The 18914-nt window shown below is 55.0% G+C and carries 19 protein-coding genes; 4 read left to right on the top strand and 15 right to left on the bottom strand.

All coding sequences use genetic code 11. The features are described from left to right. Positions 1-31: 31 nt before the first annotated feature. The 11 genes from phnK to KI228_RS20010 form a co-directional block, all read right to left on the bottom strand. Positions 32-790, bottom strand: coding sequence for a phosphonate C-P lyase system protein PhnK (gene phnK / locus KI228_RS20060; RefSeq protein ID WP_061069534.1), 759 nt, complete (start codon positions 788-790; stop codon positions 32-34). After that, complete coding sequence (phnJ, locus tag KI228_RS20055) at positions 787-1578, bottom strand: alpha-D-ribose 1-methylphosphonate 5-phosphate C-P-lyase PhnJ (protein WP_235188474.1); 792 nt, start codon at positions 1576-1578, stop codon at positions 787-789. The genes phnK and phnJ overlap by 4 nt, the downstream gene beginning before the upstream one ends. A 46-nt stretch (positions 1579-1624) precedes the next feature. Next, positions 1625-2692: a carbon-phosphorus lyase complex subunit gene (locus tag KI228_RS20050; protein ID WP_044257330.1), complete on the bottom strand. Its 1068-nt coding sequence runs from the start codon at positions 2690-2692 to the stop codon at positions 1625-1627. After that, complete coding sequence (gene phnH, locus KI228_RS20045) at positions 2692-3276, bottom strand: phosphonate C-P lyase system protein PhnH (RefSeq protein WP_042999080.1); 585 nt, start codon at positions 3274-3276, stop codon at positions 2692-2694. Before phnH ends, KI228_RS20050 begins: the two co-directional genes overlap by 1 nt. Next, the gene (phnG, locus tag KI228_RS20040) at positions 3273-3725 is read right to left on the bottom strand and encodes a phosphonate C-P lyase system protein PhnG (protein WP_061069535.1); all 453 of its coding nucleotides are present in this window, start codon (positions 3723-3725) and stop codon (positions 3273-3275) included. Before phnG ends, phnH begins: the two co-directional genes overlap by 4 nt. Then, the gene (phnF, locus tag KI228_RS20035) at positions 3726-4451 is read right to left on the bottom strand and encodes a phosphonate metabolism transcriptional regulator PhnF (RefSeq protein ID WP_044257327.1); all 726 of its coding nucleotides are present in this window, start codon (positions 4449-4451) and stop codon (positions 3726-3728) included. Between the two features lie 20 nt (positions 4452-4471). Continuing rightward, the gene (gene phnE, locus KI228_RS20030) at positions 4472-5251 is read right to left on the bottom strand and encodes a phosphonate ABC transporter, permease protein PhnE (RefSeq protein ID WP_061069536.1); all 780 of its coding nucleotides are present in this window, start codon (positions 5249-5251) and stop codon (positions 4472-4474) included. 97 nt (positions 5252-5348) lie between these two features. Further along, positions 5349-6365: a phosphonate ABC transporter substrate-binding protein gene (gene phnD, locus KI228_RS20025; protein ID WP_042999084.1), complete on the bottom strand. Its 1017-nt coding sequence runs from the start codon at positions 6363-6365 to the stop codon at positions 5349-5351. A gap of 148 nt (positions 6366-6513) precedes the next feature. Further along, positions 6514-7302 (bottom strand): phosphonate ABC transporter ATP-binding protein, encoded by a 789-nt coding sequence (phnC, locus tag KI228_RS20020; protein WP_044264080.1) that lies wholly within the window; start codon positions 7300-7302, stop codon positions 6514-6516. 132 nt (positions 7303-7434) lie between these two features. Next, positions 7435-7881 carry a VOC family metalloprotein YjdN gene (gene yjdN / locus KI228_RS20015; RefSeq protein WP_044257322.1) on the bottom strand — a complete coding sequence of 149 codons (447 nt, stop codon included), beginning with the start codon at positions 7879-7881 and terminating at the stop codon, positions 7435-7437. 81 nt (positions 7882-7962) lie between these two features. Next, positions 7963-8298 carry a zinc ribbon domain-containing protein YjdM gene (locus tag KI228_RS20010; protein ID WP_042999087.1) on the bottom strand — a complete coding sequence of 112 codons (336 nt, stop codon included), beginning with the start codon at positions 8296-8298 and terminating at the stop codon, positions 7963-7965. Between the two features lie 528 nt (positions 8299-8826). Between KI228_RS20010 and crfC the strand changes: the two genes are divergently transcribed. Both crfC and KI228_RS20000 read left to right on the top strand, forming a co-directional pair. Further along, entirely contained in the window at positions 8827-11181 is a 2355-nt protein-coding gene (gene crfC / locus KI228_RS20005; RefSeq protein ID WP_141227665.1) for a clamp-binding protein CrfC, read from the top strand. After that, positions 11178-12068 carry a diguanylate cyclase regulator RdcB family protein gene (locus tag KI228_RS20000; RefSeq protein ID WP_061069537.1) on the top strand — a complete coding sequence of 297 codons (891 nt, stop codon included), beginning with the start codon at positions 11178-11180 and terminating at the stop codon, positions 12066-12068. The genes crfC and KI228_RS20000 overlap by 4 nt, the downstream gene beginning before the upstream one ends. A 17-nt stretch (positions 12069-12085) precedes the next feature. Here KI228_RS20000 and kdgT read toward each other — a convergent pair whose 3' ends face one another. Next, positions 12086-13084 (bottom strand): 2-keto-3-deoxygluconate transporter, encoded by a 999-nt coding sequence (gene kdgT / locus KI228_RS19995; protein WP_042999090.1) that lies wholly within the window; start codon positions 13082-13084, stop codon positions 12086-12088. A gap of 701 nt (positions 13085-13785) precedes the next feature. Between kdgT and proP the strand changes: the two genes are divergently transcribed. Both proP and pmrR read left to right on the top strand, forming a co-directional pair. Beyond that, positions 13786-15288, top strand: coding sequence for a glycine betaine/L-proline transporter ProP (proP, locus tag KI228_RS19990; protein ID WP_042321219.1), 1503 nt, complete (start codon positions 13786-13788; stop codon positions 15286-15288). A 60-nt stretch (positions 15289-15348) separates the two neighbouring features. Continuing rightward, entirely contained in the window at positions 15349-15438 is a 90-nt protein-coding gene (pmrR, locus tag KI228_RS19985) for an LpxT activity modulator PmrR (RefSeq protein ID WP_042999091.1), read from the top strand. Here the strand turns inward: pmrR and pmrB are convergent. From pmrB to eptA, 3 genes are read right to left on the bottom strand one after another with little or no spacing between them, the layout of a single operon-like run. Further along, positions 15435-16520, bottom strand: a complete 1086-nt coding sequence (pmrB, locus tag KI228_RS19980; protein ID WP_042999092.1) for a two-component system sensor histidine kinase PmrB — start codon at positions 16518-16520, stop codon at positions 15435-15437. The two genes, pmrR and pmrB, sit on opposite strands and share 4 nt — an antisense overlap. Beyond that, the gene (gene basR / locus KI228_RS19975) at positions 16521-17195 is read right to left on the bottom strand and encodes a two-component system response regulator BasR (protein ID WP_042999093.1); all 675 of its coding nucleotides are present in this window, start codon (positions 17193-17195) and stop codon (positions 16521-16523) included. It abuts the gene before it with no gap. Then, positions 17192-18835, bottom strand: a complete 1644-nt coding sequence (gene eptA, locus KI228_RS19970) for a phosphoethanolamine transferase EptA (RefSeq protein WP_141227664.1) — start codon at positions 18833-18835, stop codon at positions 17192-17194. Before eptA ends, basR begins: the two co-directional genes overlap by 4 nt. Between the last annotated feature and the right edge of the window lie 79 nt (positions 18836-18914).

Below are 18914 nucleotides of genomic sequence, written 5' to 3'. Positions count from 1 at the left end.
AGGCGCAGCCGCCATCCGGCAAAACAAAAAATCAGTTCTGCAATACGGACGACACCAGCAACTGGGTATACGGATGATGTGGATCGTCGAGCACGCGGTCGGTTAATCCACTTTCCACCACCTGACCCTGTTTCATCACCAGCAGACGGTCTGCCAACAGGCGCGCCACGCCTAAATCGTGAGTGACAATCACCACCGCCAGATCCAGTTCCACCACCAGCCCGCGCAGCAGATCCAACAGTTTCGCCTGGACGGAGACGTCGAGACCGCCGGTCGGCTCATCCATAAATACCAGCTTCGGGTGGGTGACGAGGTTGCGGGCGATCTGCAGACGCTGCTGCATACCGCCGGAAAAGGTGGTCGGCAGATCGTCGATACGAGAGGCCGGAATTTCGACCTCCTCCAGCCAGCGCTGGGCGGTGGCGCGGATCTCGCCGTAGTGGCGTGCGCCGGTCGCCATCAGGCGTTCGCCGATATTACCGCCCGCCGAGACCTGACGACGCAGGCCATCCAACGGGTGCTGATGTACCACGCCCCATTCAGTGCGCAACAGGCGGCGGCGGTCGGCTTCGCTCATGGCGTACAGTGAACGGTTCTGGTACTGAATCTCGCCCGACTGCGGCGTCAGGCGCGAGGAGAGGGATTTCAGCAGGGTGGTTTTGCCGGAACCGGACTCCCCGACAATGCCCAGCACTTCGCCAGGCCACAGGTCAAAGGAGACATCGCTGAAGCCTTTGCCCGGCGCGTAGAGATGGGTCAGGTTATTAACCGAAAGCAACGGTTGCGTCATTGGCTGAGTGCCTCGCTCTGTTGGCGGCAGTAGTCGGTGTCGGAGCAGACAAACATGCGTTTGCCGGTGTCATCGAGCACCACTTCATCAAGATAACTGTGCGTTGAACCGCAGATGGCGCAGGGCTCATCCCAGGTCTGTACGGTGAACGGATGATCGTCGAAATCGAGACTTTCCACGCGGGTATACGGCGGTACGGCATAGATGCGTTTTTCGCGTCCCGCGCCAAATAACTGAAGGGCGGGCATCATGTCCATCTTCGGGTTGTCGAATTTCGGGATCGGCGACGGGTCCATCACATACCGTCCGTTGACTTTCACTGGGTAGGCGTAAGTGGTGGCGATATGGCCAAAGCGGGCGATATCTTCATACAGCTTCACCTGCATGATCCCGTACTCCTCCAGCGCATGCATAGTGCGGGTTTCCGTTTCGCGAGGTTCGATAAAACGCAGCGGTTCAGGGATCGGCACCTGGAAGATCAGGATCTGATCTTCCGTCAGCGGCGTTTCCGGGATCCGGTGACGGGTCTGGATTAACGTGGCGTCTTCCGTGCGCTCGGTGGTATTGACCCCGGTGATGCGTTTGAAGAAGTTGCGGATCGATACCGCGTTGGTGGTGTCATCTGCGCCCTGATCGATAACCTTCAGCACGTCCGGTTCACCAATCACGCTGGCGGTAATCTGGATCCCACCGGTTCCCCAGCCGTAAGGCATCGGCATTTCGCGGCCACCGAATGGCACCTGATAGCCGGGGATCGCCACCGCTTTGAGGATCGCGCGACGGATCATGCGTTTGGTTTGCTCATCCAGATAAGCAAAGTTGTAGCCGAAGAGGTTAGTGGTCACGGGCGGCCTCCTGTTGCAGGCGTTTGAGCAGTTCCAGCTCGGCCTGGAAATCGACGTAGTGGGGGAGCTTGAGGTGCGAAACAAAACCCGCCGCCTCGACGTTATCCGCGTGCGCCAGCACGAACTCTTCGTCCTGCGCCGGTCCTGTGACCGTTTCATCGTAGTCGGGTGCCTGTAGGGCTCTGTCCACCAGCGCCATTGCCATCGCTTTGCGTTCGCTCATGCCGAACACCAGTCCGTAGCCGCGGGTAAAGTGAGGCGCATCGTTGTCCGGGGCGACAAAGCCGTTGACCATTTCACATTCGGTCATCAGCACTTCGCCGACGTTGACCGCAAATCCCAGCTCTTCCGGTACCGTTTCCAGCGCAACGTACCCACTACGGATTTCGGCTGCGAAGGGGTGATTGCGCCCGTAGCCGCGTTGGGTGGAGTAGGCCAGCGCCAGCAGATAGCCCTCATCGCCGCGCATCAGCTGTTGCAGGCGTGATGCACGGGAGCAGGGGTAAACCGGCGGCGTGCGGGTGATGTCATCCGGCGTGGCGCCGTTATCTTCTTCGGGCTTCGCCAGCCCTTGATTCGCCAGCAGCGAAAAGACGTGCGGGGCGGCGTCCTGTGTACTTTCTGTAGTCCGCAGCGGCGGCGTTTCGCCATTCGCCAGCAGCGTAAAATCGAGCAGACGATGGGTGTAGTCGTAGGTTGGTCCTAACAGCTGTCCGCCCGGAATATCCTTATAGACTGCTGAGATACGGCGTTCCAGGCGCATTTCCCCACTGTTCAGCGGTTCGCTTACCGCCAGCTTTGCCAGCGTGGTGCGGTAAGCACGCAGCAGAAAGATGGCTTCGACGTTATCGCCGCTGGCCTGCTTGAGCGCCAGCGCCGCCAGTTCGCGATCGGCAATACCGCCTTCGGTCATGACGCGATCAACAGCCAGATTCATCTGTTGTTCGATCTGCGCCACGCTCAGTTCGGCAACGGTATCGTCGCCCCGGCGTCGCTGCTCCTGTAACGCATGGGCGTTGGCTATCGCCTTCTCGCCCCCTTTGACGGCTACGTACATCAGCACACCTCCACATGGGTGGTTCTCGGGATAGCCAGCAGCCGTTCGCCGCAGGTGAGGATGAGGTCAACGCCCAGCGGGAACGGATGCGGACGTTCGGTGAGTTCGTGGATCAGGCAGTCTGGTAACTGTGGTGCGATCATTCGCTCTTCGGCGATACCAGCCCCGGTCAGGCGTAACATCCGCCCACCGCTCAGACTGGAAACCTGCACGATGAGCGTGGCGCTGTTTTCTGGCGCGACCGCAGAACCGGCAGAAAGCGCATTAAGCTGTTCGCTGCTGATGCGCTCGTCTGCTACGGCATAGGCCGCCAGTTGGGGTTGTTCGACCATCGGAGCATTGGTGTGAAAACGCAGGTTCTGGCTGGCGATGTCGTTATTCATCGCAGGCGACAGCCACACCGGCGTATCGCCGTCGACTAACGTCAGCAGGACGCTGGTGGTCGCCAGATTCAACGGCTGCCAGCCGTGTTTCAATTGATGTAAGGCAACAATCACCCCCGGTTCGCTCATCGCTTTCAGCAGACGGCGAAAGCTTTGTTGGGCGTCCTGGACGGGCAGGGTAAAGGCGGTCTGTAGGGTCATTCGTTATCTCCGCGCACCAGCGTAAAGAAGTCGACCCGGCTGGCGTTGACCTCGGCGCGACGGGCGGTGATTTCCGCATCGCGTTCTGCTTCCAGCGGGCTAATTAAGGTTTCCATCAGGTTCTGGAAATGTGTCTGTTCCTGCAGTAAAGCGTCGATAACGGCGCACTGCTCGGCGTGGCGTTTGTTGCGTCCCAGCAGGTAGCTGTAACCCAGCGTGCCGCTTTTCAGGCGAACCACCGCGCGGGTCAGCGTGGTGTCTCCGGCAAAGAAACGGTTGCCGGTGCCGCCCATGCGCGCCTGAATTTGCATCAGTCCGCATTCCGGGGGGCGAATCAGTTCATATTCCGGTGCCAGCTTTAACGCCTGGAGTCGCGCATTCAGGGCATCGGCCTTGCTGTAAGCCAGCGCGCGCATCCAGCGCTGGCGGGTGGCGGTATCGAAATGCATTCAGTGCTCCATAGTGAATTCGATCATGTCGGCGCGGGTCAGGCTGACGGAATACTCCATCGCACGTTCCTCGCCTTCACGGTGGTTCAGGGTGCGCACGCAGAGCAGCGGCGCCATGTTGGGGATTTCCAGCACCTTGCTCTCTTTCGCCTGCGCACGCCGGGCGCTGATGCGCGTCTGGGTGCGCTTGAGCGTCAGGCCGGACTGTTCGCGCAAATAGTCGTGCAGCGAGCCGTGGTTAAAACCCTGCAGCAGCGGCCAGAGGGTCAGGTCGGAAAAGTAATGGTCAATCAGACACAGGGCGATGCCGTTTACCCGCCGCAAGGTGCGCAAGTGGATGACGTTATCGCCTTCCTGCACGCTGAGCGCATCGGCAACGTGACGGGAGGCCGGGCGCAGTACCGCCAGCCGTTTTTCGCTGGTGGGATGACTTCCCTGATCCAACAGGTTCTGACTGAAGCGTGCCTGGGCGTTAAGCGGATAATCGAACGGGCGCATCAGCACCAGTACGCCGACGCCCTGACGACGCTGGACCCAGCCGCGTTCCACCAACTGATCGATGGCGCGGCGCAGGGTGTGGCGATTAACCTCATAACGCGCGGCAAGCTGATGCTCGGCGGGCAGATAGTCGCCGCAGCGGTAATGTTGACGTAGCTCCTGCTCAAGTCTCGCGGCAATCTCCTGATAACGCGTCGGATAACTGGTCGGATGTGTAGACAAGTGCATAGCAATCAATGCCTCGCTAATCAGATAAAGTGCTTACGTAAACGCTGGGAGAGAAAATCCAGCAGGCTGACGGTCACAATGATTAACACCATCAGGGCGCAGGTTTGCTGGAACTGGAAACCGCGAATTGCCTCCCACAACGTGACGCCAATGCCGCCTGCGCCCACCATCCCGACGACGGTTGCTGAGCGGACGTTGGATTCAAAGCGGTACAGCGAATAGGAGATCAGCAGCGGCATCACCTGGGGCAGTACACCGTAAAGAATTTCTTCAATTTTGTTAGCGCCAGTGGCGCGAATGCCTTCAACCGGACCGGGTTCAATGGCTTCCACCGCTTCGGACAGCAGCTTGGAGAGCACGCCGGTGGTATGGATAAACAGCGCCATGACGCCCGCAAACGGACCGAGGCCGACAGCGACCACAAATAGCATCGCAAACACCATTTCGTTAATGGCGCGGCAGGCATCCATCAGACGGCGCATCGGCTGGTAGATCCACCAGGGCACGAGGTTGTCGGCGCACATCAGGCCGAAAGGAATGGAGAGGATCACGGCCAGCGCGGTTCCCCAGATGGCGATTTGCAGGGTCACCGCCATTTCGCCGAGGTAGTCCTGCCACTGGCTAAAGTCCGGCGGAAAGAAGTCGGCGGCAAACGTCGCCATGTTGGCGGAATCCTGAATCAGCGTGAGCGGGGCCATTTCGGCGCCTTTCCACGACACGACCAGCACGGCGAGCAGAATGGCCCAACTGACGAGCGAGAACCAACTGCGCTTTGGCGGGGCAACGGTGATGGTTTGCATGTTTAGCTCCGTGCGTACGTTATTGGCGGAAGGCGGCTCCGCCTTATCCGGCCTACGTTTGTAGGCCCGGTAAGTGAAGCGCCAGCGGGCGTCAGGTTTACTGCACCGCTTTGGTGACGCTGGTCATGGCGCTCAGCGCCGCAGTCAGACGGTCAAGATCGTCCAGTTGCGCTTTAATCGCAGACGATTTGCTGGTCTTCTCTTCAGCGTTCAGTCCTTTGTTGTCCTTCACGCCCTGCATCTCTTTAAACAGGGCGAGCTGGCGAATCGGCACCAGTTGCAGGTCGCTGGAGGCGCGGAACGGCGCCCAACCCAGGCGTTCCAGTACGGTTTTTTCTTCCGGCGTTTTGCCGTAGTTCATGAAGAAGTCGTACACCTTGTCCTTGGTGGCTTCAGAGAGGTTCTTACGCCAGACAATCGGATCGCCTGGGATCAGCGGCGACTTCCAGATAACCTTCAGCGCTTTCAGCTTGTCCGGCGCGGACGTTTTCAGCTTATCGAGGTTCTCGGTGTTGTTGGTGGCGACATCCACCTGCTTGTTGGCGACCGCAAGGGCGTTAGTTTCATGACCGGCGTTGACGGTGCGTTTGAAGTCGCTGGCGGCGATATTGTTTTTCGCGAAGACGTAATAGCCAGGGACGAGATAGCCGGAGGTAGAGTTAGGATCGCCATTACCAAAGGTGAGATCTTTGCGTTTGGCGATCAGATCGTCGAGGTTGTTGATCGGGCTGTCCTTGTTGACGATCAGCACGCTCCAGTAACCCGGCGATCCATCGGCGGCGACGGTCTGGGCAAAGACCTGGCCGTTGGCGCGATCCACGGCTTCCATTGCTGACAGGTTACCGTACCAGGCGATGTCGACTTTATTAAAGCGCATACCCTGGATGATCCCGGCGTAGTCCGGCGCGAAGAAAGCGTTCACTTTCACGCCCAGTTTCTTCTCCATATCCTTCAGGAACGGATCCCATTGAGGTTTCAGGTTTTGCTGTGATTCGGTCGAAATAATGCCAAAGTTCAGCGCTTTTTCCTGCTCTTCGGCAAAGGCGGGACTGAGCAGAGTACTGACGCTGAACATGCTGGTAAACGCCAGCGCGGCAACGGCCTTGTAATTCATGTTTTATCCTCACGTTGTTCCAGGCTATTTCACTTGCCAGCCTGAGTTCGGGCAGTGCTCAACATCCTCACGTACTATGTGTACGCTCCGTTTTTCCGCGCTGGCCGCCTCCAGTCTGTCTGCGTCAATAACGCCTGGTCTTTTTGAATTAAGCAGCCTGCGCGTTCTGTTCGACGCGGTTCATGCTGCGGTAGAGATGGTCAAATCTTTCGTTATCAAAGAGCTGGCTGCTGCCGTCGTAGAAAACGTGTCCCTGACGCAACGCGACAATCCGTTCGCAGTAGCGCAGGGCGTAATCCACCTGATGCAGCGTGACGACGACGGTAATACCGTCGGTCTGGTTGATGTCGCGCAGGGTGTCCATCACGATGCGCGCGGATTCCGGGTCCAGTGAGGCAATCGGCTCGTCGGCGAGGATCACTTTGGCCTGTTGCATCAGCGCCCGGGCAATGGCCACGCGCTGCTGCTGACCACCGGAGAGCGTAGAGACGCGCTGGTACGCAAAGTGCGCCATCCCGACGCGAGTCAGTGCCTGGAGCGCGCGCTGTTTCTGCGCTGCGCTAAACCAGCTAAAACAGGTGCGCCAGAACGGCGTGCTGCCGAGTGCGCCAATCAGCACGTTCTCCAGCACTGTCAGGCGATTCACCAGATTGAACTGTTGGAAGATGTAACCGGTATGCGCGCGGCTTTTGCGGATATCGCGCGCCAGTCGACCTTCGTGTTGAACGGTGCGACCGAGGAGTTCGACGCGGCTACCTGCTGATTTATCGCCGGTAATCAAACCGCTCAGATGACGTAAAAGGGTGGATTTGCCGGAACCCGACGGCCCCAGCAGAGCGACCATTTCACCGGCACAGATGTTCAGATCAACCGCATGCAGCGCCTGATGCTGATTGAACGTTTTGGAGAGTTTTTCGACGCGAATGATCGTTTCCATGATGCGGCCTCTCTAAAAAAAGTGGCCCTATCGTGGCGGATCAATATGACGTTTGGGTTAAGGGGACGTTACCTGCCGATGAAGAGTTAAGGTGAGTTTGATGACAGGACGGGAGGCATGCCTCCCGTGAGGTTACTCGGTTGGCTGGGGTTGTTTGACGACGTTGATCATCCACGGTACGCCGTAGCGATCGCTGACTTTGCCAAAGCCATGCGCCCAGAAGGTTTCCTGCCAGTCCATTTCGATTTGACCCTCTGCGGCGAGATTGTCAAACCATTGCTTCCCTTCGTTGACATTTTGCGTGTCGAGGACCAGCGTGAAACCTGAATAGTGAGCGTTTCCTGTGGGAATGCTATCGCTCATCATGATGTCGCTATTGGCAATGCGCACGTTGGCATGAGCGATAGCGGTATCGGGGAATGTCATTCCGGACGGGCATCCGTCTTCGCTGTCCTGCGCCGGTTTGGGCATTTCACCGAAGCTGATTTTATAAAGGAGTTCTGCACCCAGCGTCTTTTGATAGTACGCGATGGCGTCGGCACAGTTTCCGGCAAAAGAGATGTAGGGACTTAACGACATAATCTTTACCTCAGGTAAGAGAAGCCAGTTAAGTGTAGTTATCGCAGGCCCGGTAAGCGAAGCGCCACCGGGCAATTTACATCAGTTCTTTTTCACGAATTCTGATTTCAGCTTCATCGGACCAAAGCCATCAATTTTGCAATCGATGTTGTGGTCGCCTTCCACCAGACGAATGTTTTTTACTTTCGTGCCGATTTTCAGCATTGAAGAGCTGCCTTTGACTTTCAGATCTTTCACGACGGTGACGCTGTCGCCGTCAGCCAGCAGATTGCCGTTGGCATCTTTAACGATCAGTTCGTCGCTGTCATGCGCTGGTTCTGCATCGTTCCATTCATGGGCGCATTCCGGGCAGATGTACATGCCGTTATCTTCGTAAGTGTATTCGGAGTTGCATTGTGGGCAGTGGGGTAATGACATGTCGATTTCCTCAAAAGTCAGCAAGGGCAAAAGCGCCCAAAAAATGGCAGATTGCCGAAAAAGGACGCAATTATACACAAAATCCTTAACGTTGTCGGGACTACTCTGTTTTTAAGGTAAATACCGTACTGTGACCTAACCTGTCTGCCAGACAGAAAAAAAGCGCTATTATTTTTAAGGGAAATTGCTACCGTTTGTTATTTGAGATAAGGTGACGAGAAATATTCTAACTAATTGGCTCAGCGAGTTTTACTTAGGGTTCGTTTACCTCACCTTGCCCCTTATTTCTGGTAGGTAAAATTAACCAAAATTGGCCTGGGTTTTTATAAATCTGAACTACGATTTTTTACTTTCTTATGCCACTGAGTGTTATTCAAAAAAAAGCAATTAAAATAATAAATTCATTGATATCAATAGATTAATTAATAAGTTCTTTTTTCCATACGTAATTATTAAAGCCGAGAATTCACTAATAAACGAAACGGCTAAATAAAAGAAATAAAAATTTGCGTTAAGGAAACATTTTTTATGTACACACAGACAATATATGAATTGAGCCAGGAAGCGGAACGCTTGCTGATGCTCTCTTTAGAGCATCTTAAGACCGTAAAAAAAATGCCAACGGCCACTCTGGAGAGCACTTCATCATTAAAAAGTGAGGACGATCTCAACGTTCAGCCCATGCATTTCAGTATCCGGGGTGTCGAGGCCCAGCAGGCCACGCTGAACAATGAGTTGCGAAAAATCTCGCGACTGGAAATGGTGCTGGCGATCGTCGGCACCATGAAAGCGGGAAAATCGACGACGATCAATGCGATTGTCGGCACGGAGGTGCTGCCCAATCGCAACCGTCCAATGACCGCGCTGCCGACACTCATTCGCCATACGCCTGGTCAGAAAGAACCGGTGCTGCATTTTTCCCACGTTGCGCCCATCGATGCGCTGATGAAGACCCTGCAAGAGAGCATGCGCGCCTGCGATCGGCAGAATCTGACGCAGGTGCTGGAAATTGATAAAGACATGAACGGCCTCATGCAGCGCATCGAAAGAGGGGAAGCGTTTGAGCGCCATTATCTTGGTGCACAGCCGATCTTTCACTGCCTGAAAAGCCTTAACGATTTGGTGCGCCTGTCGAAAGCGCTGGAGGTCGATTTTCCCTTTTCTGCCTATGCGGCGATTGAACATATTCCGGTGATTGAGGTGGAGTTTGTGCACCTGGCGGGGCTGGAGAACTATCCGGGTCAACTGACGTTACTGGACACACCCGGGCCAAATGAAGCCGGGCAGCCGCATCTGCAAAAAATGCTCAATGAGCAACTGGCTCGCGCCTCCGCCGTTCTGGCGGTGATGGACTATACGCAGTTGAAATCGATTTCCGATGAAGAGGTGCGTCAGGCCATTGCCGCAGTAGGAAAATCGGTGCCGTTGTATGCGTTGGTGAATAAATTCGACCAGAAAGATCGCAACAGCGATGATGAAGAACAGGTGAGGGCGTTGATTTCCGGTACCCTGATGAAGGGTTGTATTAACCCGGCGCAGATTTATCCGGTCTCCTCGATGTGGGGTTATCTGGCCAATCGGGCACGCCATGAGCTGGCAAACCACGGTCATCTCCCGGATCACGAAGAGCAGCGCTGGGTACAGGACTTTGCTGAAGCCGCGCTCGGTCGGCGCTGGCGAAGCGCCGATCTGGATGATATCGAACACCTGCGTCATGCGGCGGATTTGCTGTGGGAAGATTCGTTGTTTGAACAGCCGATTCAGACCTTAATTCATGCCGCCTATGCCAATGCGTCGCTGTATGCGCTGCGTTCCGCCTCGCATAAATTGCTGAATTACGCCCACAGCGCCCGCGAATATCTGGATTTCCGCTATCACTGTCTGACGGTGGCCTTTGACACGCTGCAGCAAAATATCATGCGTCTGGAAGCGGACATGCAGCAACTGAAAGTGAGCCAGGACAGCGTCAGCGACGAGATCCGCCATGAGGTCGGGCTGGCGCTGACGTCGGCCAACGACTTTCTCAACCAGCAGCAGGCCACGATCTTGCGCAACATCGGGACTTTTTTCAGCCGTGAACAGATCCTGAAATTGTCGTGTGGCGATAGCTGGTCGCCGCTGCCGCAGGCGGAGCTTGACGGAGAGGTGTTGGTGCTGCATGACGAAGCGCAGGCGCAGGTGATCCTCAGTAAACTACGTTCCACCTGTGAGGGCGTCCTGCTGGCGGCGCAGGAAAACATCAGCCGCGACCTGGCGATGCGTTTTGAACAACTGGAAGCCACGCTCAGCCGGTCACTGAATGAGGCGATGCGCCCTATCGAAATGCGGGTGAAAGAGGAGTTGAGTCATGCGGGATTTCGCCCCCGAATCAGCTTTCCGGCCTTTCACGCCTCCATGTTTAACTTCACGACGCGCCAGTTATTCAGCGAGGCGATTGCCCAGCAGGACCGCGTCGAAAGTGACGAACCTCGCGTGAGTGGGGTGCGTGAAACCTTCTCTCGTTGGCTGAATCAGCCGAACTGGGGCTGGAATGATTATGTCGAAGCGAAGACACGCTATCTGATTGATATTAATGCGCTGCACCAGAGTCTGGCAGAGTACGTCAGCCACTTCTGCCAACAAATTCGTAAAGCTTTAGCCGCGCAGGTCGATGTTTCAGTTACGGCAGGTATGGCAACGTTTTTTGCCGATTTCTCATTGTGCCTGGCGGGATTACAGGAGAGCCTGCGCGAGAGTTTGCTGGTTCGTCAGCAGAATGAATCGGCTGTTCAGAGTCTGAGTCAGCAGTTGCAGCACAGTATTGCCACCACCGCCTGGATTTATGAAGACTCTCGCCTGCTCCGTGACGACATTCAAACCCTTTTTGTGGCCGAACACACATGACAAACGCGTTACTGGAAGGCCCCGGACGGACGCTGGAGTGTATCCACCCGAAGTTTATGGTCGATCTGGTTCAGGGAGAAGAACCGAAACGGGCTGACGGCACATTGCAACAGCAGCAGTTTCGCGAGCGCCTGACGCAGGAGATTCTGTCCCAGACGCAGTTGCGGGCGTGGGCGATGGCCGGGATGTTCAGCGAGCATCTGATGATGCGCCTGAAGCTGGTGGAAAAGCTGGCGGGTATGCTCGATCCGGGGCATCTGGCGCTGACGCGGATCGCTGCGCGACTTCAGGTCCTTCAACAGACGGATCTCTCTCGCGGACCGTCCGTCCCAGGACTGGTTCAGCAACTTACCACCCTCAGCGAGTGGTTTCGCCAGCGCAGTGCCTGGAAGGAGAAGGCGCTGAGCCAGCGTGGTCTCACGGTTCAGGCCGGGGAACACAGTGAACAGGTATTTACCCGATGGCTGGCGGGGGCGTATGAAGGATGGTCGCTGCCGGGGCGGTGTTTTATTGCGCTCGAAGAGTTGCGTTGGGGACCGTTTGGCGATGCCTGTCGTCTGGCGAATCCTGACGTGGCAGCGATGCTGAAAGATAATCTCCGGGCGATGGCGACAAACTATCTGGCCCACAGTATCAATGCCGCACCGACGACGCGTCACTATTATCATCAGTGGTTGAGTACCACCGCGACCGCCGGTTCAGGTGAGTACAGCGACATGCTGAGCTGGTTGGGAGATTGGTGTGAGGCGGATAAACATCCGGTGTGCTGGTCTGTGACGCAGCGCTGGCAGCCGGTTGCGTTGGGTATGCCGCGACTCTGTTCGGCAAAGCGACTGGTGGATGCGATGGTTGAAGAGGTGTTTCCACCCTCTCCCCTCAGGTTTTGAGAGGAGAGGGCTGATGATTAGTGGTGTGCGGATTCCGCTGTCGTTTCTTCCACACCAGCAGGAGCCGGTAGCCTGGCGAAGCGTTTGGCGTAGAGCGCGGTAATAATCGGCACCAGAATCGCCGTGACCACTACGCTGGCAGCGACCAGCGCCGTCGCGGAGGCGGCAACCGGTTCAAACGCCGGGTTGATTTGCGCGATGATCACCGGGTTGGCAACGGCGGCACCTGCCGCAGAGGACGCCGCGACACCTGCAGTACCATTACCACCACCGATCACACGGTCCGCAATAATCAGTGGAATACCGGTGATGACAATGACCGCCACACCCAGCAGGATGCCCAACAGACCGGTATCAACAATCACACCCAGGTTAATGGTGTTACCCAGCGCAAAACCGAAGAACGGAATCAGTACCGGCGTTGCTTTGCTGAAGAACGCACGCAGATCGTGGTCAAGGTTGCCCAGCGTGAAGCCGATCAGGAACGGCAGTACTGCGCCGATAAAGTGATGCGGTTCAAAGGAGCCCAGACCCGCAGCGCCCAGAATCACCATTGTCATCAGCGGACCGGATTCCAGCGACATCAGAACGAACGCGCCGGACTCTTCTTTCGTACCGTACTGGTTCATCAGGCTGGCATACAGACCGCCGTTGGTCATATCCATCGCGGAAACAATCGCCAGTACGGAAAGACCGGCAAAGAAACCGGTCTGAATACCGGTATCCGGAATAAACGAGGCGGCAATCATTGCCACTACCCACGCTACGGCAATTTTGGTAATGACCAGCGTGCCGGATTTACGCAGAACCGTACCGGTTGCGCGTAAATCAATTGATGCACCAATACAGAAGAACCACACAGCAAGAATCGGTACCGTGCCGGTAATCATGCCTTTTGTAAAGGAACCAAAATAAGCACCGGTATTCGGTGCCAGGGTATTTACAACCGCACCCAGCAGCAATGGAATCAACATCATCCCACCAGGGATGCGTTCAATGGTGGCTTTAATTCTCATAAATGTCCTCACTTCTTGCCCGTGGAACATACGGGTAAGGTGGCAAAAAAATATTAAAATTCAGAAGGTTGTATCTGAAAAGAAGGCAGGGAAACCTACATTCTCTTTATGTTCTACGTAGCGATTGCACCGTGTATCGGCGTTTTTCGCTTCCCGGTGGTATTGCAACGACTATTATCTTGCATTCATTGGAATGTTGATTCAATCAAAACGAAACGATGTTTTAGTTATCTTTGTCACATAATCAATGTAAACATTCCCGCGCGATCTGAATATTTAAAATTACCGTAAAGAAGTTGTGAAAAATGAGAGGGAATTGCCTGGCAGAATAATAATAACTGCAGTGACTTTTTATGAAGCAAGCACAACAAAATAGAGGTCGAAAACGTAAAAAAGAACAACTCTGTGCTTTAAAAAAAGAGACTCAGGATCACCTTATTTACCTCCGTTGACGAAACCTAAACATATATGTGAAGTTGATCACAATTTTAAACACTGGTAGGGTAGATAGCTCATTAACCGCCCAAATCAGGCGTCAACAGGTTCGGTTGTACAGACCTTAACCAGTCCGTGTAAGTAAACCTGCTACGCTTGTTACAGGAGTTGCGTCTGAGCAACCCCGCGCTCGACGGTGACGTTGCGCCCAGTGCGCCAGTGCAGTCGATATGCCGCGAGACAGGGCTTAGTCTACGAGGACAGCTATGCTGAAAAGGAAAAAAGTAAAACCGATTACGCTTCGTGATGTCACGATTATCGATGACGGTAAATTGCGAAAGGCGATTACCGCTGCTTCGTTGGGTAATGCGATGGAGTGGTTTGATTTTGGGGTTTATGGTTTTGTTGCTTACGCATTAGGTAAAGTGTTCTTCCCGGGGGCTGACCCCAGCGTGCAGATGATTGCCGCCCTTGCTACTTTCTCTGTTCCCTTTCTGATTCGTCCGCTCGGTGGTTTGTTCTTCGGTATGCTCGGCGATAAATATGGTCGCCAGAAGATTCTTGCCATCACCATCGTGATTATGTCGATCAGTACCTTCTGTATCGGTCTGATACCGTCCTACGCCTCGATAGGCATTTGGGCACCCATCCTGCTGCTGCTGTGTAAGATGGCGCAGGGCTTCTCCGTCGGCGGTGAGTACACCGGCGCGTCTATTTTTGTGGCCGAATATTCCCCGGACCGTAAACGCGGCTTTATGGGAAGCTGGCTGGACTTCGGCTCCATTGCCGGGTTCGTGCTGGGGGCGGGTGTGGTCGTCCTGATCTCGACGGTGGTCGGAGAAGAGAACTTCCTTGAATGGGGCTGGCGTATTCCGTTCTTTATCGCCCTGCCGTTAGGGATTATCGGACTCTATCTGCGTCATGCGCTGGAAGAGACCCCGGCGTTCCAGCAGCACGTCGATAAGCTGGAACAGGGCGACCGGGAAGGCTTGCAGGACGGACCAAAAGTGTCCTTTAAAGAGATCGCCACTAAGCACTGGCGCAGCCTGTTGGCCTGTATTGGCCTGGTGATTGCTACCAACGTCACCTACTACATGCTGTTGACCTATATGCCGAGCTATCTGTCGCATAACCTGCATTACTCTGAAGATCACGGCGTGCTGATTATCATCGCCATTATGATCGGGATGCTGTTTGTCCAGCCGGTGATGGGACTACTGAGTGACCGTTTTGGTCGTCGTCCATTCGTGATCATGGGTAGCATCGCGCTGTTTGCGCTGGCAATCCCGGCCTTTATTCTGATTAACAGTAATATTATCGGCCTGATTTTTGCCGGTCTGCTGATGCTGGCGGTGATCCTCAACTGCTTCACCGGGGTCATGGCGTCTTCATTGCCAGCCATGTTCCCGACACATATTCGTTACAGTGCGCTGGCGGCGGCATTTAATATTTCGGTACTGATTGCCGGTCTGACGCCAACGCTGGCGGCCTGGCTGGTGGAAAGCTCGCAGAATCTGATGATGCCTGCTTACTACCTGATGGTGATTGCGGTGATTGGTTTCATTACCGGTATCACCATGAAAGAGACCGCGAATCAGCCGCTGAAAGGGGCAACGCCCGCCGCCTCGGATATTCAGGAAGCGAAAGAAATTCTCGGTGAACACTACGATAATATCGAGCAGAAAATTGAGGATATCGATCAGGAGATTGCGGACCTGCAGGCGAAGCGTACGCGCCTGGTGCAGCAGCATCCGCGAATTGACGAGTAAATTAAGGTTTGCTTAATCTCTGACTGGCACACTCTCTTCCATACCCTGGAGGAGAGTGTGATGAAACAGCGTATTTATGAAAGTGTAACGACCGTATTCAGCGTACTGATTGTCAGTAGCTTCCTGTACATTTGGGTCTCAACCTACTAAACCTTCTTCAACAGCACCGAGGCGCGGGTTCCGGTGGTTCCACTGCGATTTTGCAGGAAAAACTGCCCGTGGTGCAGCTGCGTAATGCGGCTGACGATGCTTAACCCCAGACCGATTCCACCGTAACGGCTGTCCATGCGGACGAAGGCTTTGCTGAGTTCGCCGCACTTGCTTTCATCGATCCCCGGTCCTTCATCTTCTACCGCCATTGTCATTGTTGCTTCGTCATCAACGTTCAGCGTAATGGCGATGGTGGTGCCTTCCGGACTGTAGCGATGGGCATTTTCGACCAGATTACGCAGCAGCATCCGCAGCAGCGTCGCGTCGCCCTGAACAGCCGCATCGTCCTGACTGTCAGGCAGCAGGAGTGTCTGTTCGCGCTGTTCCAGCATCGTGCTCAGCTCATCGTAAGACGGCAGGATCACATCTTCCAGCAATCTGACATGCTGATAATTTCCCGATGAAAAAGACTGACCCACGCGGGCGAGTTGTAAAAGCTGCGAGACGCTGTCCATCATTTGATCAAGACGACCCAGCAGCGGCGCGACATCCACGTGATGCGCTTTTGACAGCAGTTCCAGATGCAAACGGACGCCCGATAGCGGTGTTCGCAGTTCGTGCGCCACGTCGGCGGTAAACAGACGCTCGTTTTCGATGGTCGTGGTCAGTCGATTGACCAACTGGTTGAGCGCCGAAACGACCGCTTCAATTTCGACCGTTGAGCTGTGAATGTCGATAGGGGAGAGATTATCCGCCGTGCGGGTTTCTAATTCGTGTTGCAGGTTGGCGAGCGGACGGGTAATGCGGCGAACGGCCTGATAGCAGATGAACAGCGTTAACCCCACCATAAACAGGCTGGGGACGATCAGACTGGCGACCGCCTCGCGGATTTCATGCATGATGTGGCGATCGTTATTGCGGTTATCCCGCAGCGCCTGTTCAAACAGCTGGATCTGCTCAGTGCTTTCATGCCAGAGCCAGAAGGTGCTAATGAGCTGGAAAACCAGCAAAATCATGCCGATGGTGATCATCAGCCGCCGACGCAGGGTCATGGGCTGGCGTAGAAAACGCTTCAGATTCAATTAGCTTTCCTCAGTCGCGGTCGCCACCAGCATGTAGCCAAAGCCGCGCACGGTACGAATACGGGATTTGCCCACTTTATCGCGCAGGTTATGGATATGCACTTCCAGGGTATTGGTGGACGGTTCGTTATCCCAGTTATAGATGTCGTTATAGAGAATTTCCCGGTGCACCGGGCTTCCCGATTTCAGCATCAGACGCGACAGCAACGCGTACTCTTTAGGGGTAAGAATTAACTCCTCTCCCTCTTTCCACACCTGTCGACGGCCCATGTTCAGCGTCAGGTTGCCGACGACCAGTTCACTCTCGCCCTGGTTATTGTGACGACGCAGCAGCGCGCGGATTCGGGCGTGCAGCTCTTCCAGCGCGAAAGGTTTCACCAGATAATCGTCGGCCCCGACGTCCAGCCCGGAAATCTTATCGCCGAGCGTGTCCCGCGCAGTAAGGATCAGCACCGGCAGGGTATATTTTTTCTGCCGGATGCGAGCAAGGAAATGCAGGCCATCTTCGTCAGGCAGGCCGAGGTCCAGCACCACCAGACTGTAATGACCGGTTTCCAGACATTGCTCAGCCGCACGGGCGGTCGACACGCCATCGCAGGCGTACCCTTCGGTTTGTGCCGCCAGAATCAGGCCCTGCAAAAGCAGCGTATCGTCTTCAACAATCAGTATTTTCATTGCGTGGTTCTCCTGCAGGGCTGCAGAATATCATCTGCGGCCTGATATTGCGTGGTCTGTACGCCGGTCAGTCCCAGCATGGTCGAGAAAAGATTGTCCTGCGAGTAATCCTGAGTACGCGCCTGTTTTTGCAGGCAACTGGCATCAACCTGATAGCGCTGCTGATAATCCTCTGACAGCCACAGCAGCATCGGCACATGCTTCTGGGAGTCTGGCGCAATGGCATACGGCAGGCCGTGCAGATAAACGCCGTTTTCACCCAGCGACTCGCCGTGGTCGGAAAGATACACCAGGCTGGTGGTAAATTTATCCTGATGCGCTTTCAGAAGATTAATTGTTTTATCAACAATATAGTCGACATACAGCACGGTATTATCGTACGTGTTCACTAATTGTTCCTGTGAACAGGTCTGGATTTCATTGGTATCGCAGGTTGGGGTAAATTTCCTGAACTGCGGCGGGTAGCGGTTGTAGTAGGTCGGGCCGTGGCTGCCGATGGTATGCAGTACAATCACCCCGTCACCTTGCAGGTTGTTGATGTACTCTTCCAGACCGTGGAACAGAACCTCGTCATAGCATTCGCCGTCGATGCATTCCCCTTTCAGGTTTAACGCCGTCATATTCTGATGCGGCACGCGGTCGCAGGCGCCTTTACAGCCGCCATCGTTGTCGTTCCACAGTACGTTAACGCCCGCGCGCTGGATAATATCGAGCATCCCTTCCTGATGCTGCGCCAGCTCTTCGTCGTAATGCTTACGCGGCATGTTAGAGAACATGCATGGTACAGAGACCGCCGTGGCGGTACCACACGACGTGGTGCGCGGGAAGTAAACCACATTATCTTTTGCCAATAGCGGATTGGTTTCGCGGGAGTAGCCGCCGAGCGAGTAGTTTTCGCCACGTGAGGTTTCACCGACGATCAGGATAGTCAGATTTTTGCGCTTCTCTTGCTGCATCACCGGATTACGATGGGCGTCTTCCCCGATGCGTACCAGCGGCAGGTGCGCGAGGCGCTGATGGGAGTACCATGACCAGCTGGCGACAATGCCGTTAGACGGGCTGAGAGCTTTGACCAGTTCTTTATTGTTGCGAAACAGTGAGGCGTAATCTTTATAGAAAAAGGCCGCCACCAGCACGATCAATAACACGGATACCAGCACGTTGGCAGCGCGATACAGCACGCTGCGCAGGACAGGCGTGGTCGGTTTGATTTTAATCCAGCAGGCAACGATGGCCGCCACAATGCCGCTAAGACCGAGCGTGAGCACCATTCGCGGCGTCATCAGGGCGAACGTTTCGGCAGGCGTCGTATCCACCATATTGGCAATCATTGAGCGGTCAATGATGATGCCGTAGGTCATGATGAAATACTGCGCCGACGCGGACATTAGAATAAACAGGCAGGCCAGCAGGCGGTTCAGCCACAGGAAAGAGGCCAGCGTCAGGACAATATTCATGACGCTGAACGCCACGACCGGCATCGACAAGAAGACCAGCACGTTACGCAGGGAATCCAGCGGCAGATCCTGCTCAACCTGTTTGTAGAACGCGATGTTCAGACAAACAGACAAATAGAATGAAACCAGTAGTAACCAGGCCAGCAGGCTGAGAAGAGGTCTTTTGACAATGCGCTTTAACATGGTGGAGCTTCCGTAGACTAATTAGCGCAGATCCTCGCAAAGTAAAGTTAAGCCAACCTTAAGAACTTAAGGTTGGCTT

This window comes from Citrobacter amalonaticus (genome assembly GCF_018323885.1).
GTDB classification, from domain to species: Bacteria; Pseudomonadota; Gammaproteobacteria; order Enterobacterales; family Enterobacteriaceae; genus Citrobacter_A; species Citrobacter_A amalonaticus.
Note: the sequence above shows the minus strand (reverse complement) of the source record. Positions and strands in the feature narration are given on the sequence as shown.

Bases quoted from the DNA above. Each gene is read 5' to 3' on its own strand.
- phnK (WP_061069534.1), bottom strand. From the start codon at position 790: ATGACGCAACCGTTGCTTTCGGTTAATAACCTGACCCATCTCTACGCG.
- phnJ (WP_235188474.1), bottom strand. From the start codon at position 1,578: ATGATCCGTCGCGCGATCCTCAAAGCGGTGGCGATCCCCGGCTATCAG.
- KI228_RS20050 (WP_044257330.1), bottom strand. From the start codon at position 2,692: ATGTACGTAGCCGTCAAAGGGGGCGAGAAGGCGATAGCCAACGCCCAT.
- phnH (WP_042999080.1), bottom strand. From the start codon at position 3,276: ATGACCCTACAGACCGCCTTTACCCTGCCCGTCCAGGACGCCCAACAA.
- phnG (WP_061069535.1), bottom strand. From the start codon at position 3,725: ATGCATTTCGATACCGCCACCCGCCAGCGCTGGATGCGCGCGCTGGCT.
- phnF (WP_044257327.1), bottom strand. From the start codon at position 4,451: ATGCACTTGTCTACACATCCGACCAGTTATCCGACGCGTTATCAGGAG.
- phnE (WP_061069536.1), bottom strand. From the start codon at position 5,251: ATGCAAACCATCACCGTTGCCCCGCCAAAGCGCAGTTGGTTCTCGCTC.
- phnD (WP_042999084.1), bottom strand. From the start codon at position 6,365: ATGAATTACAAGGCCGTTGCCGCGCTGGCGTTTACCAGCATGTTCAGC.
- phnC (WP_044264080.1), bottom strand. From the start codon at position 7,302: ATGGAAACGATCATTCGCGTCGAAAAACTCTCCAAAACGTTCAATCAG.
- yjdN (WP_044257322.1), bottom strand. From the start codon at position 7,881: ATGTCGTTAAGTCCCTACATCTCTTTTGCCGGAAACTGTGCCGACGCC.
- KI228_RS20010 (WP_042999087.1), bottom strand. From the start codon at position 8,298: ATGTCATTACCCCACTGCCCACAATGCAACTCCGAATACACTTACGAA.
- crfC (WP_141227665.1), top strand. From the start codon at position 8,827: ATGTACACACAGACAATATATGAATTGAGCCAGGAAGCGGAACGCTTG.
- KI228_RS20000 (WP_061069537.1), top strand. From the start codon at position 11,178: ATGACAAACGCGTTACTGGAAGGCCCCGGACGGACGCTGGAGTGTATC.
- kdgT (WP_042999090.1), bottom strand. From the start codon at position 13,084: ATGAGAATTAAAGCCACCATTGAACGCATCCCTGGTGGGATGATGTTG.
- proP (WP_042321219.1), top strand. From the start codon at position 13,786: ATGCTGAAAAGGAAAAAAGTAAAACCGATTACGCTTCGTGATGTCACG.
- pmrR (WP_042999091.1), top strand. From the start codon at position 15,349: ATGAAACAGCGTATTTATGAAAGTGTAACGACCGTATTCAGCGTACTG.
- basR (WP_042999093.1), bottom strand. From the start codon at position 17,195: ATGAAAATACTGATTGTTGAAGACGATACGCTGCTTTTGCAGGGCCTG.
- eptA (WP_141227664.1), bottom strand. From the start codon at position 18,835: ATGTTAAAGCGCATTGTCAAAAGACCTCTTCTCAGCCTGCTGGCCTGG.